This window comes from Streptomyces sp. Ag82_O1-12 (assembly GCF_900182715.1).
In the GTDB taxonomy this organism is placed as follows: Bacteria; Actinomycetota; Actinomycetes; order Streptomycetales; family Streptomycetaceae; genus Streptomyces; species Streptomyces massasporeus.
Map to the genome: position 1 here is coordinate 6,859,629 of NZ_FXUW01000001.1, position 15,758 is coordinate 6,875,386.

The window sequence follows — 15,758 nt, forward strand, 5'->3', positions numbered from 1 at the left end:
TGATGGCTCACGGCCCGGGGGCTCGCGCCAGATGGCTCAAAGAGAGGTGCGGTGCGGGACGCTAGAGCTTCGGCTAAGGCTTCGGCAAGGGGTTGGACGAAGTCTGTGCGAAGCGTTGTGTCCGGTTCGCGATTTCGAACGCGTGGGGGGTGCGGAGGAGTTGGTTCCGCCGCTACGAAGGTGTGGTGGTACGGCTCCTCACGGGGGCGGCGCGTTTGCCGTTCTTCTGCCCGACGGTCTGGAGGGCGCCTTCGAGCGCGAACGTGGCCGCGCCCAGGCACACCGGGTCGGTGGGGATCGGGGAGAGGACGACTTCGGTGGCGGCCAGCGGCCGTGGCAGCGCGTGCCGGGTCACGGCCTCGCGCACCTCGTGCAGCAGCGGCTCACCCAGGGTGCGGGCGACCCAGCTGCTCAGCACGACGATCTCGGGGTTGAACAGGTTGACCAGGTCCGCGACGCCGGCGCCCAGGTAGCGGGCGGTCTCGTGGACGACCCGGCGCGCCACGGGGTCGTCCGCCGCGACCCCGCGGGCCAGGGCGTCGATGGTCGCCGTCTGGTCCTCGGCGTGCAGCAGCGGGCTGTCGGGGCTGAGTTCGCGCAGGTTCAGCATGATGCCGCGCGCGCCGACGTACGCCTCCACACAGCCGTGGTTGCCGCACCGGCACAGGCGTCCGTCCAGCACCATCGTGGTGTGGCCCCACTCGCCGGCGCTGTTGCTGACCCCGCGGTGCAGTCCGCCGCCCAGGACGAGACCGGCGCCCACGCCGGTGCCGAGGTTGACCACCACGGCGTTCCCGTGCCCGCGCGCGGCCCCGAACCACAGCTCGGCGACCGCGCTGGCGCGCAGGGGGTTGTCCAGGTACAGCGGGTAGGCGATGTGCTCGGTGAGCAGCTCGACGAGCGGTACGTCGTGCCAGTCCCAGTTGGGCGCGTACTCCGAGGTGCCGGTCGCGCGGTCCACCTGCCCCGGCACGCTGACGCCGACCCCGAGCACCCGGGCGCCCTCGATGCCGGCCTGGGTGACCACCGAGCCGACCGCGGTGGCCACATGGCCCACCACCTGCTCGGGCAGGCTCTCGCTGGGCCGGACGTCCTCCTCGGCGCGGGCCAGCACGTTCAGCCCGAGGTCGAACAGCTCGACGTGGACGTACGTCTCGGCGATGTCGACGCCGATCAGCGCGCCGCCCGAGCTGTTGACCGCGACCAGGCCCCGGGGGCGGCCGCCCGCCGAGTCCTCGAAGCCGACCTCGGTGATCATGCGGAGGTCGAGCAGCTCGCCGACGAGGGTGGCGACCGTGGCGAGGCTCAGGCCGGTGGCAGCCGCCAGCTCCTGCCGGGACGTGGGTGACTCCGCGATGATCTGGCGCAGCACCTCGTAGCGGTTCGCGGTGCGGATGTCACGTGATGTGCGCTTCACCGGGGTGCCCCATTCCTTCCCAGACCAGGCCGGGCCGGTTCGACGTCGGCACCGGCGCGGCGCAAGGCTATGGTCTGCCGGGACTTTCGACAAGGGGTTTGGAAAGGGGCTTTATAAAGTGCCCGCCTGCTGCGGACCGGTGAGCTCCGGGCTTGGCCTGCTCATGATGCCTCAGTGCGGGTGGGTCAGTCTCCCGCGGTGCGGTCCCGGTCCTCGACGGGGGCGTCCGCGGGGTACCCCGCCGGCTCACCGGGGCGGCTCGCTCCGGCGACCGCGGCGGCAAGCTGTTGCTGCACCTGCTCCGGCAGCGTCGTGCCGCGCACGGTGCCCACCAGGTCCTGGGCCAGGTGGTGCAGCTTGGTGTTGGTGTTCTGGGAGGTCCTGACCAGCACGCTCCAGGCCGCCTCGGGGCTCAGGCTGAAGGAGGCCATCAGGATGCCGCGGGCCAGGTCGATGGTGGGCCGGGTCTGCATGGCGCGGCGCAACTGGGTGACTTCGGCGCGGAGGTCCTGGCCGTCCTCCTCCGGCGGGTCCGAGGCGGGCCTGGCCGGGGGCGGGGCGCTCTCGGGTCGGCCGGAGTCCGCGAACAGCTCCCGCGTGCCGGTCAGGTCGAGCAGGCGCTCGACCGCGATGCCGCAGGACCGGATGGTGACCGTCTTGCCCTCGTCGACCGCGCGGGTGCGCAGATCCAGCAGCGCGTTGAGGCCGGAGCAGTCACAGAAGCCGACCGCGTCCAGGCGCAGGTCGAGACCGGTGCCGGACAGGGTGAGCATGTCGTACAGCTCGGGGAGCAACCGCCGGCCGCCCAGGTCCAGTTCACCCCACATCGTCACGGTCATGCGGTCGCCGTCCGGGACGACGTCCATGGTTGCCATGCAGGGTGGGATCGCCGCCGGCGCACTGTCGACCACCGTGGGTGCGGCGTGCCCCTGCGGGTGAGACCGCGCAGAGTACGCAGGCTCCGGCATGGCCCTGTTCTCCCTTGCTCCGTTCGCCTTGCCTCCGCTTCCAGCGTTGCCCCTCTACCCCACACCCGTCAATCGATACATGAAACGAAGTACGTGTTTTTGGGTGCGTGAATGTTCTGTCGCTAGAGTTGGGGCATGGATGGAGTGCCCGAGCCACACACCGGATGGACGTTCCTCACCAACCATGCCCGCGTGCTGGCCGCCATTGCCGACAATCACAGTGCTCGGATCCGGGACATCGCGGCCCACTGCCGGCTCACGGAGCGAGCCGTGCAGAAGATCATCGCCGACCTGGAACAGGACGGATACCTCTCCCACACCCGGGAGGGGCGCACCAACACGTACCGAATCGATCCCGGCAAGGTGCTGCGCCACCCGGCCGAGGCGGGCCTGACCGTGGCCTCCCTGATGTCCCTGCTCGTCCAGGACGAGGCCGCCCGCGTCACGACCTCCGCGACCCGGGGCCTCCCGCGCACGGCGCCCTGACCGGCGGGGGCGCGCGGGCAGTCCCTGCCCCGGCGCATGCGTTCCCCGACCTGGGCGGGGGCGGCCCTGGGCCTGTTGCGGGCAAATGCAGTCCCGGAGCGGGCAGGTGCCGCCTCGGCTCGGGCAGTACCGCCTCCGGGGCGTGGCTCCCGCCTTCGGTGTGGGTAATGCCCGGCCTGGCGGAGGCAGCGCCCCTGCTCCCGTGCGGGCAGTCCCTGTCTGTCCCGGCTCAGGTGTCCCCCGCCCCGGTGCGGGCAGCCCCTGCCCTCAGCAAGGGCAGCTCCCGCCCCCGGCGGGGGCAACCCTCGCTCTCAGTGCGGCAGCAGCCCCCGCCCCCACTCCTGCCCCCCCCTCGCGTACGCCTACGCTTCCGTCCCCGCCAGCACCCCTCGTACGAAGGCGTTGGCGAACTTCCCCCGCGGGTCCAGCTCCTGCGTCAGTGCCCGGAAGTCGCCGAGTCGCGGGTACAGCTCGCGCAGGGCGGACGCTGGCACGGTGAACACCTTCCCCCAGTGCGGGCGCGCCCCGAAGGGCTCCAGCGTCTCCTCGACCCTCCGGACCACGGGCAGTACCGCCTCCGTGTCCTCGACCCACGTGAAGTGCGCCGCGACGGTGTCCCGGCCGTGGGAGGGGCTGAGCCACTGGTCGTCACCGGCGACCGTGCGCACCTCGCAGGTCTGCAGGACGGGTGCGACGGTCTCCCGGATCGCGTCGAGCGCGTGCAGCATCTCCACCGCGTGCCCGCGCGGCAGCAGGTACTCCGACTGCAGCTCCGCCCCGCTGCTCGGGACGAACTCCGCCCGGAAGTGCGGCAGTCGCTGGTGCCACGGCCCCGGCACACCGAACTGCTCGGTGCAGTTGACCGCGGGCATGCCCGGCACCGGGTGCATCTTCTCCGTGGCGGGAGCGGCCCACGGGAAGGCGGGCAGCGGCTGGTCGGTGCGCCGCTTGAGCCACACCTGCCGGAAGCCCGGCTCCCGCCAGTCGGTGAACAGGCTGACGCTGTACCCCGTGGCCATCACCGTCTCGAACACCCCGGAGTCCAGGCCCTCCAGCGGCAGTTCGGTGAAGACGTGCTGCTCGACCTCGAAGGCCGGCTCCAGGTCCAGGGTGAGCGCGGTGACGACCCCCAGCGCGCCGAGTGACGTGACGGCCCCGCCGAACCGCTCCTCGCCCCGGCCGATGGTCAGCACCGAGCCGTCGGCCGTGACCAGCTCCACCTCGCGCACGGACACCGAGAGCGGCCCGTTGAGCACCCCCGAACCGTGGGTACCGGTCGCCACCGACCCGGCCACCGAGATGTGCGGCAGGGACGCCATGTTGTGCAGCGCGAGCCCCTGCCCGTGCACCCGGCGGGCCAGTTCCGCGTAGCGCACGCCGCCGCCGACCCGGACCGTGCGGGCCGCCGTGTCGACGTCCACCTCCGGGGGCAGGTCGGCCAGTGACAGCAGGACGCCCGCGGGGCCCGGTTCGGCGATCTCGTTGAACGAGTGCCCGCTGCCCAGCACCCGCACCCGGTCGCCGTCCGCGACGAGCGCCCGCAGCGCGGTGAGCGACCCGGGCCGGTGCAGTTCCTTGGCCGCGTAGGTGATGTTGCCCGCCCAGTTGGTCACGGTCCCGTTCATCGCGTCGTCCTTCCCCGAGGCAGCGGGGACCGGGAAGCCCCCGGCCGGAACCTACCCCGGCCCGATGTCCGTTGCCGCTGCCGCCCGGCTGGGCCTACCGTGGAGAGGTTGTAGAGAGCGGTTTCTACCTCTTCAGCCTCCCGATGTGCCGCCGAGCCGGAAGGTCACCTCCTTGAGCCAGCGCCCCCAGGCCCTGTTCGCCATGACCGCCGAGAACGTTCCGCAGGTCTTCCCGCCCGAGGTGCTGGCACGGCTGCGCGCGTCCGTGGACATCGATCCGGACCTCGTCGCCGAGGACTTCACCGACCCGCGCGTCCTCGACACGCTGGCCCGCACCGAGATCCTGGTGACCGGCTGGGGCTGCCCCCGGCTCGACGAGACGGTCCTCGCCGCCGCACCCCGGCTGCGGGCGGTGCTGCACTCGGCCGGTTCCGTGAAGTCCTTCGCCGGCCCCGGCATCCGGGAGCGCGGCATCGCCGTCTCCTCGGCGGCCGTCGCCAACGCACTGCCGGTCGCCGAGTACACCCTCGCCATGATCCTGCTCGCCGGGAAGGACGTCCTCGCCGCCCGCGACCGGATGCGCACGGCCCGCACCTCCACCGGCTGGGGCGTCATCCCCGGCATCGGCAACCACGGCCGAAGAGTCGGCGTCATCGGCGCCTCCCGCATCGGCCGCCGCGTCCTCGAACTGCTGCGCCCCTTCGACCTGCGGCCGGTCCTCACCGACCCGTACGTCGACGAACGGCAGGCCGCGGCGCTCGGCGTCCCCCTGCTGCCCCTGGACGAACTGCTGCGCACGTCCGACGTCGTCACCGTCCACGCCCCCGAGACGCCCGATACGCACCACATGATCGGCCGCCGCGAGCTGGCCCTGATGCCCGACGGCGCCGTGCTGATCAACACCGCGCGCGGCCCGCTCGTCGACCACGACGCCCTGGTGGCGGAGCTGCGCGCCGGGCGCCTGACCGCGATCCTCGACGTCACCGACCCGGAGCCGCTCCCCGCCGACTCCCCGCTCTACGACCTACCCGGCGCGTTCGTCACCCCGCACCTCGCGGGCTCCCAGGGCAACGAGCTGGCACGGCTCGGCCTGGCGGTCGCGGAAGAGGCGGAGCGGCTGCTGGCCGGGGAGGAGCCGGCGTACGCGGTCGACTGGGCGGCGCTGGCCCGCGAAGCCTGACAGCACCCCGGCCATACGTCACGAACGGGGCATTCTCCACGAACAAGGCATTCTCCCGGTTCGGGGGGACCCGGTACCCGCCCCGCGCACCCGTGGGCATACCGTGAGGAGTCGTACGTCCGAACCGGGAGGAGACACGGGATGGGCAGCCGAACCGCGCTGGTCGAGGATCTGATGGAGCGGTTCCCGCACGTGCCGCGGGAAGCCGTCTTCAAGGAGGACCTGCTCCGCGGCGGCGTCGCCTTCGACCCGTCCGCGCTCAGCGACAACGAGGGCGGCGAGGTCAAGCCGAAGTCGTACTTCATCTTCTCCTTCGACCACGGCACCCTGCCCGAGCTGGGCGAGGCCGCGCTGCGCCGGCCGCCCGAGGAGATCATCCTCACCGGCGGCCCCTACGACCTGCGCCGCACCGTCGTCTCGGTCCGCGTGAACCCCACCTCGCCGTACCGCGTCGCCGCGAACGACGACGGCGTGCTCGGCCTGTACCTCGACGGCAAGCGGATCTCCGACGTCGGGGTGCCGCCGATGCCCGAGTACTACCGGCACACGCTCGCCAACGGGAAGTCGGTCATGGAGGTCGCCCCGACCATCCAGTGGGGCTACCTGATCTACCTGACCGTCTTCCGGGTCTGCCAGTACTTCGGCGCCAAGGAGGAGTGCCAGTACTGCGACATCAACCACAACTGGCGCCAGCACAAGGCCGCCGGCCGGCCCTACACGGGCGTGAAGGACGTCGAGGAGGTGCTGGAGGCCCTGGAGATCATCGACCGCTACGACACGGCGAAGGCCTCCACCGCGTACACCCTCACCGGCGGCGCCATCACCAAGACGGTCTCCGGCCGTGACGAGGCCGACTTCTACGGCCACTACGCCAAGGCCATCGAGGAGCGCTTCCCCGGCCGCTGGATCGGCAAGGTGGTCGCCCAGGCACTGCCGCGCGACGACGTCCAGCGGTTCAAGGACTACGGCGTGCAGATCTACCACCCCAACTACGAGGTGTGGGACGAGTACCTCTTCAAGATGTTCTGCCCGGGCAAGGAGCGGTACGTCGGCCGGGACGTGTGGCACAAGCGCATCCTGGAATCGGCCGAGGTGTTCGGGGCGCGCAACGTGATCCCCAACTTCGTCGCGGGCGTCGAGATGGCGGAGCCGTTCGGCTTCAAGACGGTCGACGAGGCGATCGCGTCGACCACCGAGGGCCTGCGGTTCTTCATGTCGCACGGCATCACGCCCCGCTTCACCACCTGGTGCCCGGAGCCCACGACGCCCCTCGGCAAGGCCAACCCGCAGGGCGCGCCGCTGGAGTACCACATCCGCCTGCTCCAGGCCTACCGGCAGACCATGGAGGACTTCGGCCTCTCCTCGCCTCCCGGCTACGGCCCGCCCGGCGCCGGCAACGCGGTCTTCTCGGTCAGCTCCTTCATGGACAGCCTCCCGGCCGACGAACCCACCGCCGTTTGATAACACTTCGATGACGTCGTGCCTTTTCGCGGTACGGCATTGAGTCGCGTGGTGGCCGCACCCGTATGACACTCCGAGCTCGGAGTCATGGGGTGCGGCCGTCCTGTCGTGATATCTGAACAGGACGCTTGTCAGTTGTGTGGGAGGCGTGAAAAGCTCTCCCCCTGCCGCGAGGTTCCCCCCAACTCCGATACCGATGTGGTGAGTTGACCTCGCTTGTGGATGCAGGAGAGTCATGCCCGACCTGCCGACCCCTCAGGACGCCACCGAGGCCGCGCTGTTCTCCGAGTGCTGGGACGCCGTCCTCGCCTACGCGGACCTGTGCACCTCCGGTTCCACGGCCGCCGCACAACTCGGCCGCGAGGCGTTCGCATACGGCATACGCGAGGCCCGTGCCGCCGACACCGGCCAGGTCCGCGGCACCGCCCGCCGCCCGGCCCGGCTGCCCCGCATACCCCTGCTGCTGACCTCCGTACGCACCACGGCAGCGGCCTGGGAGGAGCAGGGGCAGGGCCACAAACTCGACCCCGACCTGCGCCTGTGGCTCAACTCGGACAAGGCCGCCCGCTACACCGGCCCGCCCCTGCAGCGCCCGCTCGCGCTGCGCGGCCTGCGCGATCTGCAGCAGGCGGACGCGGAACTGCTGTGGTTCACCGAGGTGGAGGCGCTGCCGCTGTCCGTGGTCGCCCGCCGCCTGGGTCTCGACCCGGCCGGCGCCGCCGAGGAACTCCAGCAGGTGCGCACCCTGTTCCGGGACCGCTGCCACCGCAACCACCTCGACACACCGATGGACGCCCGGTGCCGCAGCTACGCTCGGCTGCTGGACGCCGTCACCCGCTCCTCCGCCGCCGAGACCCCCGGCGACCTCTCCCGGCACCTCGCCACCTGCGTGCAGTGCGCCGAGGCCGCCGCCTGCCTGCGCCTGCACGGCGGCGCCCTGCCCGGGGCGCTGGCCGGCGGGGTGATCGGCTGGGGCGGCCTCGCCTACCTGGAGCGGCGCCGCCGCGCCGCCGAGGTGCGGCTCGGCGCGGGCCGCCCCGGCTCGGCGGACCGGGCGGCCGGCGAACCGGAGGACGGCGAGCAGAAGGCGCGCGTCGCCCGCAACGGCCTCCTCGTCGCCGCGGTCCTGGTCTCCGTCCTGGCCCTCGGCGTCTCCCTGATGCCCTTCGGCGACGGAGGCGACGACCTCGGCGCACCCGGCGCCGACCGCCAGCCGGTGGCCGATCCCGCTCCGCCCCTGCCGTCCGCCCCCTCGCTGCCGCCGGCCACCTCCCAGCCGGCCGAACGGACCACCCAGGGCACGAAGCAGCCGGAGAAGTCCGGCAAGCCGGAGGACAGGAACCGCCACACCGAACCCCAGGGCACCTCATCGCCCACCGACCGCGCCGAGCCGGACGAGAGCGGGGACCCCGTCTGCCGGGTCGAGTACGACTTGGTCAACCAGTGGCCCGACGGCTTCCAGGCCACGGTGACCGTCACCAGCGCCGAGACCCTCGACTCCTGGCGGGTCGCCTGGTCCTTCCGGGACGGCCAGAAGGTCGGCCAGATGTGGGACGCCTCCGTCTCCCAGGACGGCTCACGCGTCACCGCCGCAGCCGCCGACTACAACAAGTCGGTCCCCGCCGGCGGCGACCTGGCCTTCGGCTTCCTCGCCTCCTGGCACGGCAAGAACTCCCCGCCGTACGACTTCGAGGTGAACGGGCACGCCTGCGCGACGGGCAGTTGACGAACTGGCTGTCGTCACGCCGCGAGCGGCACCTGCTCGCCCTCTTCCACGTTCTGGTATCGAGCCCAGATCTGGTTCAGCTCATGCTGGTAGTAGAGCGGGAACAGCACGGCCACGATGTAGAGAATGACGCCGATCCAGGGGTTGCAGCTCCGTTCCATCCCGGCCGACTGCTGCATGCGGGCAACGCGCAGACCGGTGTTGTAGACCGACACGAAGGGGGGAACGATGATCAGCCAGCCGACGGTGACGGCCAGTACGGCCAGCGCCGGATTGACCTCGATCCGTGAATCGAATTCCCGGGCTTCGCGATTCACTTTGTAGTACCAGACCAGGTGGTAGATGCCCAGTGTGATCAGCGGCCAGATCAGCCACACGAGAATGATGTTGCGGGACTTGCCTGCGCGACCTGACATGCTGCACCTCCCGTGATTCCAGTGCACCACGTCCGGCACCCACGTGCGCGTCGTGCACGACGGGCAGCGAGGAGCCGTCCCCGACGGCCCCGCGAGGGTGGGTCGACGGCCCGGGGAGGTTGGGTCGACGGCCCCGCGAGGGTGGGTTCAATTCCGTGGCGCCCGAGGGGCGCACGCCTCTAAGGTGGGGGCGAATCGCGCGGCGGCCTGTTGCCGCCGCCGTCGGCTGTGTGACGTGCAGGAGGTGTGATCGATGGCTGTCTCTGAGATGGGCGCTGCCCGCATCCGGAAGTTCATCAAGTCCACCTCCGTGGCCTCCGGCTGACCTCCTCCTCTCAGCGCCTTCGAGCGCCGTGCCGGGGCCACCCTTGTGAAGGGTCACCCCTTGTCTTTCTCTTCTCTTTCGGGTTCGTCCTCGTCTGCCGCGCATCCGCTCGAGCCGTACGGCTGGGACGCGGGCTGGGAAGCCGAGTTCGCCCCGTACGAGGCCGAAGGCCTGCTCGCGGGCCGGGTCGTACGGGTCGACCGCGGGCAGTGTGACGTCGTCACCGCCGACGGGCCGCTGCGGGCCGACACCGCGTTCGTCACCCCGCACGACCCCCTGCGGGTCGTGTGCACCGGCGACTGGGTCGCCGTCGAACCCGGCGGGAACCCGCGCTACGTCCGCACCTGCCTGCCGCGCCGCACCGCCTTCGTCCGCTCCACCTCCTCGCAGCGGTCCGAGGGGCAGATCCTCGCGGCCAACGTCGACCACGCCGTCATCGCCGTGTCCCTCGCGGTCGAGCTGGACCTCGGCCGCATCGAGCGCTTCCTCGCGCTCGCCTGGGAATCCGGGGCCCAGCCCGTCGTCGTCCTCACCAAGGCCGACCTCGTGCCGGACGCCGTGACCCGCGCGTACCTCGTCCAGGACGTGGAGACGAGCGCGCCCGGCGTGCCGGTCGTGCCCGTCAGCTCCGTCGACGGGGACGGGCTCGACGTGGTCGCCGCGCTCGTCGGCGGGGGGACGTCCGTGCTGCTCGGGCAGTCCGGCGCCGGCAAGTCGACCCTCGCCAACGCGCTGCTCGGCGAGGACGTCATGACCGTCCAGGCCACCCGCGACGTCGACGGCAAGGGCCGCCACACCACGACCACGCGCAACCTGCTCGCCCTGCCCGGCGGGGGCGTCCTGATCGACACCCCCGGCCTGCGCGGCGTCGGTCTCTGGGACGCCGAGACGGGCGTCGGGCAGGTGTTCTCCGAGATCGAGGAACTGGCCCAGCGCTGCCGCTTCCACGACTGCGCCCACGAGGCGGAGCCGGGGTGTGCCGTGCTGGCCGCCATCGACAGCGGCGACCTGCCGGAGCGGCGTCTGGAGAGCTACCGCAAGCTGCTGCGGGAGAACCAGCGCATCGTCGCCAAGACCGACGCCCGCCTCCGGGCCGAGATCCGCAAGGACTGGAAGCGGAAGGGGGCGATGGGCAGGGCCGCGATGGAGGCGAAGCGGGGGGCGCACTGGCGCGCGTAGCCACCTCGCGCTGCGACGCCGACCCGCGGCGCGTGCTCGCCCCCGCGGCCGGGGCCGCGCCGCGCTGTCGGCGTGCGGTGGACTCGGGGTTCGGCTGCCGGGCCGGCGTCGTGCCCCGAGTCGGTCCGCTCGGGCCCGCGTCGCGCCCCGTCAGGGGCGCGGGGAACTGCGCGAACGGCCACGACGGACCCGCAGCCGGCCGATCACAGAACCCGGCAGACGGGAAGCCCGGGTCGGCCGGCCTTACGGCGCGCGATGACGCCGCCGGGTACCCGCGATCGCGGTGTCCGATTTCCGCCAGCGGCCCGTCGGCCGACGGCGGAGACTGGAGCTGTGACAGATCAGGCAACGGACGAGGACACCAGGTACGAGGCCGTGCGCAGTCGTGACGCCCGTTTCGACGGCGTGTTCTTCTTCGCCGTCGAGACGACCGGCATCTACTGCCGGCCGAGCTGCCCCGCGGTCACCCCCAAGCGGGCCAACGTACGGTTCTTCACCACGGCCGCCGCCGCGCAGGGCTCGGGCTTCCGGGCCTGCCGACGGTGCCGTCCGGACGCCGTACCCGGCTCCGCCGAGTGGAACGTCCGCGCGGACGTGGTGGGCCGGGCCGTGCGGCTGATCGCCGACGGCGTGGTCGACCGCGAGGGCGTCGCCGGGCTCGCCGGACGCCTCGGCTACAGCGCCCGGCAGGTGCAGCGGCAGCTCACCGCCGAGCTCGGCGCCGGGCCGGTCGCCCTCGCCCGGGCCCAGCGGGCCCACACCGCACGCGTCCTCGTGCAGACCACCGGGCTCCCGATCACCGAGATCGCGTTCGCGTCGGGCTTCGCCAGCGTGCGCCAGTTCAACGACACGATCCGGGCGGTGTACGCCTCGACCCCGAGCGAGCTGCGCGCCGCCGCGCCGAAGCACGGTCGGGGCCGCCGTACGGCCACCCCGACCGCCGGCATCCCGCTCCGGCTCGCCCACCGGGGCCCCTACCAGGCCGGACCCGTCTTCGACCTGCTCGAACACGAGGCCGTACCCGGCATCGAAGAGGTCAGCGGCCCGCCCGGTGCCCGCACCTACCGGCGCACCCTCCGCCTCCCCTACGGCACCGGCCTCGTCGCCGTCGACGAACGCACCGGCACCACCCGGACCGGACTCGGCGCCCACCCGGGCGGCTGGCTCGACGCCCGGCTGCACCTCACCGACCCGCGCGACCTGACCACCGCCGTCCAGCGGCTGCGGCGCCTCTTCGACCTCGACGCCGACCCCTACGCCGTCGACGAGCGCCTCGCCGCCGACCCGCGGCTCGCCCCCCTGGTCGCCGCCCGGCCCGGACTGCGCTCGCCCGGCACCGCCGACCCGGAGGAACTCGCGGTGCGCGCACTGACCGGCCGCACGGAGGCGGAACGGCTCGTACGCCGCTACGGCAAGGCCCTCGACGCCCCCTGCGGCAGCCTCACCCATCTCTTCCCCGAGCCCGCCGTGCTCGCGGGCGCCGAGCCCGGCGGTACCCTCGGCGCGCTCACCGCAGCTCTGGCCGACCACGCCGTACGCCTGGACCCGGGCGCCGACCGGGACGACGCGCAGGACGCCCTGCTGGCCGTGCCCGGCCTGGACGCCCGTACGGTGGCCGAGATCCGCACCCGCGCCCTCGGCGACCCGGACGTGGCCCCGCCCGGCCTCGACGTCCCCGACCGTTGGCGCCCCTGGCGCTCGTACGCACTGAACCACCTGCGCGCAGCAGGGGAGTGGGAGTCCCGATGACCTGCCCGACCTACTGGACGAGTGTGCCCGGCCCCCTCGGGCCGCTGCTCCTCACCGCCGCCCCGACCGGCGAGCTGACCTCGCTGTCGGTGCCCGGGCAGAAGGGCGGACGCGAGGTGCGGGAGGACTGGCGGCGCGACCCCGGCCCCTTCCGGGAGGCCGAGGAGCAGCTCGCCGCCTACTTCGCCGGGGAACTGAAGGAGTTCCGCCTGGCGTGGCGGACCGAGGGCACCGCCTTCCGCGAGAAGGTCTGGGCCGCCCTGGACGACATCCCCTACGGCGCGACCACGACCTACGGCGAGATCGCCGCGCGCGTCGGGGCGCCCCGGGCGGCCGTGCGGGCCGTCGGCGGTGCGATCGGCGCGAATCCGCTGCTGGTGGTCCGCCCGTGCCACCGGGTGATCGGGGCGGATGGCGCACTGACCGGATACGCGGGAGGCCTGGACCGCAAGGTACGGCTGCTGACGCACGAGGGTGTCCTCCCCGCCTGACGTCCCACCTGACGTGCCGCCTGACGTCCGGCCCGACGGATGCCGGCTCAGCCCCAGACGACCGCGCCCACCCAGGCCGCCGCGATCAGCTGGCAGGTGAACAGTTCGGCCAGGATGCCGGAGCCGCCCGCGCGCATGACCGTGCGCAGGGCGGCGACCGTGTCGGCGTGCCGGCCCAGGCGGATCCGTTCGAAGAGGTAGACACCGGCGAGGAATCCCGGGATCGCGCCGAGGACGGGGACCAGGACGAAGCCGAGGACGGATCCGGTTCCGGCGCAGGCCAGCATCCGACGGGTGGTGCGGTTCATCCGCAGCCGCCGCGGCGGCAGTGCCCAGCGGACGGCCTGGGAGACCAGCAGCAGGACCGTGGCCCCGACCAGCACCCACCATGCGACGGGCTGCGGATCCTTCAGCGCCCACCACATGACCGCGGCCCACACCAGCAACGATCCCGGCATGGCGGGCAGCAGCACTCCGCACAGCCCGAGCAGGATGACCAGCCCGACCAGCAGGAGGTCCCACACTCCCATCTGACCAGCCTGCCGGAACACCGGAGAACACGCAGGTCAGAAGCGTGGCCGGGCCCCAGACCCGCAGGTCAGCCGCTCGCGCCCGCCGGACCCCGGATTTCGGATGACCGTTCTACGGCTCACCCGACCTGCCGATCACCTGCCCGCGGCCGACCGGTTTTTTCCACAAGCCCCGTTTTCATCCGGCTCGTGCGGTGGACAATTACGGGCATGAGCCAGCAGGGGGGAAGGCCCACCGGTCACGAGGACGACTGGTGGAGGGAGTTGTACGACGACTCCACCGACGACACGGGCCCCACACCGGCACGGGATTCCTTGGACGACCGGTTCGCTTCGGCGTCGGGGGCGGTGAGGGACGGGGCGGAGGCGCGGACCGGCTCCTCGGACCGGCCGACGGCGCGGCACCCGGGCGCGGAGCCGGTGGTTCCGGCACCCCGGACCGGAGCCGATGACCTCCCGGCCACGCCCCGCCCGAACGCCCGGGCCCCGCAACGCGCCCCCTGGGAGCCACCATCGCCCCGGCCCACCGGGCCCATGAGCTTCCCGACCGCACCGAAACCGCCGGACCGCCCGGAGCCGACCCGTTCCGAGGGCCGGCCGGGCAGCGCGTCCGCGGGCGCGGCCGGGACCCGTCCGCCCACGGGTGAGCGGGCGGACGGCCCGGCCCCGCCCCCAGTGGCCCCGCGACCGTCCTCGGATGAGGGGCCGGGCAGCGCGGCTCCGGCTGCGGCGGGCTCTGATCGGCCCTCGGGCGAGCGGACCGGCGGCGCGCCACCGCCCACAGTCGTCCCGCCTCCGCCTCCGCCTTCGGAGCGCCCGGGGCAGCCCCCGGCCCCGGCGTTCCCCGCCTCCGGGACACCCCCGGTGCCCCCACCCCCCACGGCCCCTCCCGCCTGGCCGGACCCGCAGGCGCACCCGGCCACGGCGTCCGGGCCCCTGGCCAGCCCCGCCCCACCGGCCACAGCCGCCGAGCCCTATGACACCGCGCCCCCCGCTCCGACCGACCGGCCGCCCGTACCGCCGCGCCCCGCCGAGCCGCCGTCCACCAACTCACGCACCACGGATCCCCGCACCACGGAGCCACCTGCCGGGACCGGGCCGGTATCGCCGCCCCCCGTCGACACTCCGCCCACCACGAACCCCCCTCCCGGCCAGGACGACCCCCGGATCGAGCGCCCCGCCCCCACGCCCCGGCCACGTGGTCACGTGGGCACCCGGCCGCCCACGTACGAGGCCGAACCCACCGCTCTCCCGGCCGCCGACCCGGACGACCTCGACGATCTCGTGGCGGACACCGTGCTGGACGGGGCCCGGTACGGGGCCTGTACGCTGCGGGCCGCTTCCGTACGGGGGGACTCCGCGCGGTATCGGGGTGAGCCCCGCAGGGACTCGCTGCTCACCGCCCGGTTCGGGACGGGTGAGCACGCGCTGCTGCTGGTGGCGATGGCGACCGGGGCCCGGGCCACACCAGGTGCGCACCGCGCCGCCGCCGAGGCCTGTCACTGGATCGGGCGGGCCGTGGGACGCAGCCACGCACGCCTGGTCGAGGACATAAGGGACGGCCGGCGCGGCGACCTGAAGTCCGGGCTGCACCGGCTCACCGACCGCAGCCTCGGCAAGCTCCGGGCCAGCGCCTCCGAGCAGGGTGTCGACCCCGAGGAGTACGCGGCCAGCCTGCGCTGTCTGCTGCTGTCGGCCGACCCCGGGTGCCGCACGCGGGTGTTCTTCGGGGTCGGACCGGGCGGACTGTTCCGGTTGCGGGAGGGGGAGTGGCAGGACATCGAGCCGCAGGTCGCAGACATCAAGGGCGACCCCGTCGTGGGCTTCGGCTCACCGCCCTCCGAGACCCCCGAGGGTGACCGGCTCACCATGGACCTGGGCATCCCGACCCCGCCCAGCCCGTACGAACCCGCCCCGGAGCCGCCCCGTGAGCCGTTCCGTTTCCGGACCTCCGTCGCCCGCCCGGGTGACACGCTCCTGATGTGCAGCGGCGGCCTCGCCGAGCCCCTGCGCGGTGAGCCCGAACTGGGCGAGTACCTCGCCGAGCGGTGGTCCCGCCCGGAACCGCCCGGCCTCGCCGCGTTCCTCGCCGACTCCCAAGTACGGGTCAAAGGTTATGCGGACGACCGTACGGCCGCCGCGGTATGGGAGGCGTGAGCGCGACCGGTGTGACTTGATGGAACCCGGAGGGATCCCAGGAGACCG

Annotated in this window: 14 protein-coding genes; 8 read left to right on the forward strand and 6 right to left on the reverse strand. The window is 73.1% G+C overall.

What is annotated here, in order from left to right; all coding sequences use genetic code 11:
* Positions 1-172: 172 nt before the first annotated feature.
* Together QOL88_RS31280 and QOL88_RS31285 are read right to left on the reverse strand one after the other, a co-directional pair.
* Positions 173-1,417, reverse strand: coding sequence for an ROK family transcriptional regulator (locus tag QOL88_RS31280; RefSeq protein ID WP_097221625.1), 1,245 nt, complete (start codon positions 1,415-1,417; stop codon positions 173-175).
* Positions 1,418-1,602: 185 nt separating this feature from the next.
* The gene (locus QOL88_RS31285) at positions 1,603-2,292 is read right to left on the reverse strand and encodes an ANTAR domain-containing protein (RefSeq protein ID WP_257027941.1); all 690 of its coding nucleotides are present in this window, start codon (positions 2,290-2,292) and stop codon (positions 1,603-1,605) included.
* 228 nt (positions 2,293-2,520) lie between these two features.
* On the opposite strand from QOL88_RS31285, the gene QOL88_RS31290 reads away from it, so the two are divergent.
* Positions 2,521-2,871 carry a helix-turn-helix transcriptional regulator gene (locus QOL88_RS31290; protein WP_097221627.1) on the forward strand — a complete coding sequence of 117 codons (351 nt, stop codon included), beginning with the start codon at positions 2,521-2,523 and terminating at the stop codon, positions 2,869-2,871.
* A gap of 362 nt (positions 2,872-3,233) precedes the next feature.
* Here the strand turns inward: QOL88_RS31290 and QOL88_RS31295 are convergent, their stop codons facing one another.
* Complete coding sequence (locus tag QOL88_RS31295) at positions 3,234-4,496, reverse strand: D-arabinono-1,4-lactone oxidase (protein WP_097221628.1); 1,263 nt, start codon at positions 4,494-4,496, stop codon at positions 3,234-3,236.
* Between the two features lie 172 nt (positions 4,497-4,668).
* Between QOL88_RS31295 and QOL88_RS31300 the strand changes: the two genes are divergently transcribed.
* From QOL88_RS31300 to QOL88_RS31310, 3 genes are all read left to right on the forward strand, one after another.
* Positions 4,669-5,676 carry a hydroxyacid dehydrogenase gene (locus QOL88_RS31300; protein ID WP_097223260.1) on the forward strand — a complete coding sequence of 336 codons (1,008 nt, stop codon included), beginning with the start codon at positions 4,669-4,671 and terminating at the stop codon, positions 5,674-5,676.
* Between the two features lie 141 nt (positions 5,677-5,817).
* Positions 5,818-7,137: a radical SAM protein gene (locus tag QOL88_RS31305; protein ID WP_097221629.1), complete on the forward strand. Its 1,320-nt coding sequence runs from the start codon at positions 5,818-5,820 to the stop codon at positions 7,135-7,137.
* A 235-nt stretch (positions 7,138-7,372) separates the two neighbouring features.
* On the forward strand, positions 7,373-8,863 hold the full coding sequence (locus QOL88_RS31310; protein WP_097221630.1) for a cellulose-binding domain-containing protein: 1,491 nt from the start codon (positions 7,373-7,375) through the stop codon (positions 8,861-8,863).
* A gap of 14 nt (positions 8,864-8,877) precedes the next feature.
* On the opposite strand, the gene QOL88_RS31315 is transcribed toward QOL88_RS31310, so the two are convergent.
* Positions 8,878-9,279, reverse strand: coding sequence for a DUF4234 domain-containing protein (locus QOL88_RS31315; protein ID WP_097221631.1), 402 nt, complete (start codon positions 9,277-9,279; stop codon positions 8,878-8,880).
* Between the two features lie 385 nt (positions 9,280-9,664).
* Here QOL88_RS31315 and rsgA point away from each other — a divergent pair, with 385 nt between their 5' ends.
* From rsgA to QOL88_RS31330, 3 genes are all read left to right on the forward strand, one after another.
* Positions 9,665-10,783: a ribosome small subunit-dependent GTPase A gene (gene rsgA, locus QOL88_RS31320; RefSeq protein WP_097221632.1), complete on the forward strand. Its 1,119-nt coding sequence runs from the start codon at positions 9,665-9,667 to the stop codon at positions 10,781-10,783.
* A 333-nt stretch (positions 10,784-11,116) separates the two neighbouring features.
* On the forward strand, positions 11,117-12,532 hold the full coding sequence (locus tag QOL88_RS31325; RefSeq protein ID WP_097221633.1) for a DNA-3-methyladenine glycosylase 2 family protein: 1,416 nt from the start codon (positions 11,117-11,119) through the stop codon (positions 12,530-12,532).
* Complete coding sequence (locus QOL88_RS31330) at positions 12,529-13,023, forward strand: methylated-DNA--[protein]-cysteine S-methyltransferase (protein ID WP_097221634.1); 495 nt, start codon at positions 12,529-12,531, stop codon at positions 13,021-13,023. The genes QOL88_RS31325 and QOL88_RS31330 overlap by 4 nt, the downstream gene beginning before the upstream one ends.
* A 47-nt stretch (positions 13,024-13,070) precedes the next feature.
* On the opposite strand, the gene QOL88_RS31335 is transcribed toward QOL88_RS31330, so the two are convergent.
* Together QOL88_RS31335 and QOL88_RS38960 are read right to left on the reverse strand one after the other, a co-directional pair.
* Positions 13,071-13,553: a DUF456 domain-containing protein gene (locus QOL88_RS31335; RefSeq protein WP_097221635.1), complete on the reverse strand. Its 483-nt coding sequence runs from the start codon at positions 13,551-13,553 to the stop codon at positions 13,071-13,073.
* 239 nt (positions 13,554-13,792) lie between these two features.
* The gene (locus QOL88_RS38960) at positions 13,793-14,194 is read right to left on the reverse strand and encodes a hypothetical protein (protein ID WP_373559366.1); all 402 of its coding nucleotides are present in this window, start codon (positions 14,192-14,194) and stop codon (positions 13,793-13,795) included.
* On the opposite strand from QOL88_RS38960, the gene QOL88_RS31340 reads away from it, so the two are divergent.
* Positions 14,088-15,710 (forward strand): protein phosphatase 2C domain-containing protein, encoded by a 1,623-nt coding sequence (locus QOL88_RS31340; protein ID WP_373559317.1) that lies wholly within the window; start codon positions 14,088-14,090, stop codon positions 15,708-15,710. The genes QOL88_RS38960 and QOL88_RS31340 overlap by 107 nt on opposite strands.
* Positions 15,711-15,758 lie beyond the last annotated feature (48 nt).

Bases quoted from the DNA above. Each gene is read 5' to 3' on its own strand.
- QOL88_RS31290 (WP_097221627.1), top strand. From the start codon at position 2,521: ATGGATGGAGTGCCCGAGCCACACACCGGATGGACGTTCCTCACCAAC.
- QOL88_RS31310 (WP_097221630.1), top strand. From the start codon at position 7,373: ATGCCCGACCTGCCGACCCCTCAGGACGCCACCGAGGCCGCGCTGTTC.
- QOL88_RS31330 (WP_097221634.1), top strand. From the start codon at position 12,529: ATGACCTGCCCGACCTACTGGACGAGTGTGCCCGGCCCCCTCGGGCCG.
- QOL88_RS31305 (WP_097221629.1), top strand. From the start codon at position 5,818: ATGGGCAGCCGAACCGCGCTGGTCGAGGATCTGATGGAGCGGTTCCCG.
- QOL88_RS31335 (WP_097221635.1), bottom strand. From the start codon at position 13,553: ATGGGAGTGTGGGACCTCCTGCTGGTCGGGCTGGTCATCCTGCTCGGG.
- QOL88_RS31295 (WP_097221628.1), bottom strand. From the start codon at position 4,496: ATGAACGGGACCGTGACCAACTGGGCGGGCAACATCACCTACGCGGCC.
- QOL88_RS31340 (WP_373559317.1), top strand. From the start codon at position 14,088: ATGAGCTTCCCGACCGCACCGAAACCGCCGGACCGCCCGGAGCCGACC.
- QOL88_RS31315 (WP_097221631.1), bottom strand. From the start codon at position 9,279: ATGTCAGGTCGCGCAGGCAAGTCCCGCAACATCATTCTCGTGTGGCTG.
- QOL88_RS31285 (WP_257027941.1), bottom strand. From the start codon at position 2,292: ATGGCAACCATGGACGTCGTCCCGGACGGCGACCGCATGACCGTGACG.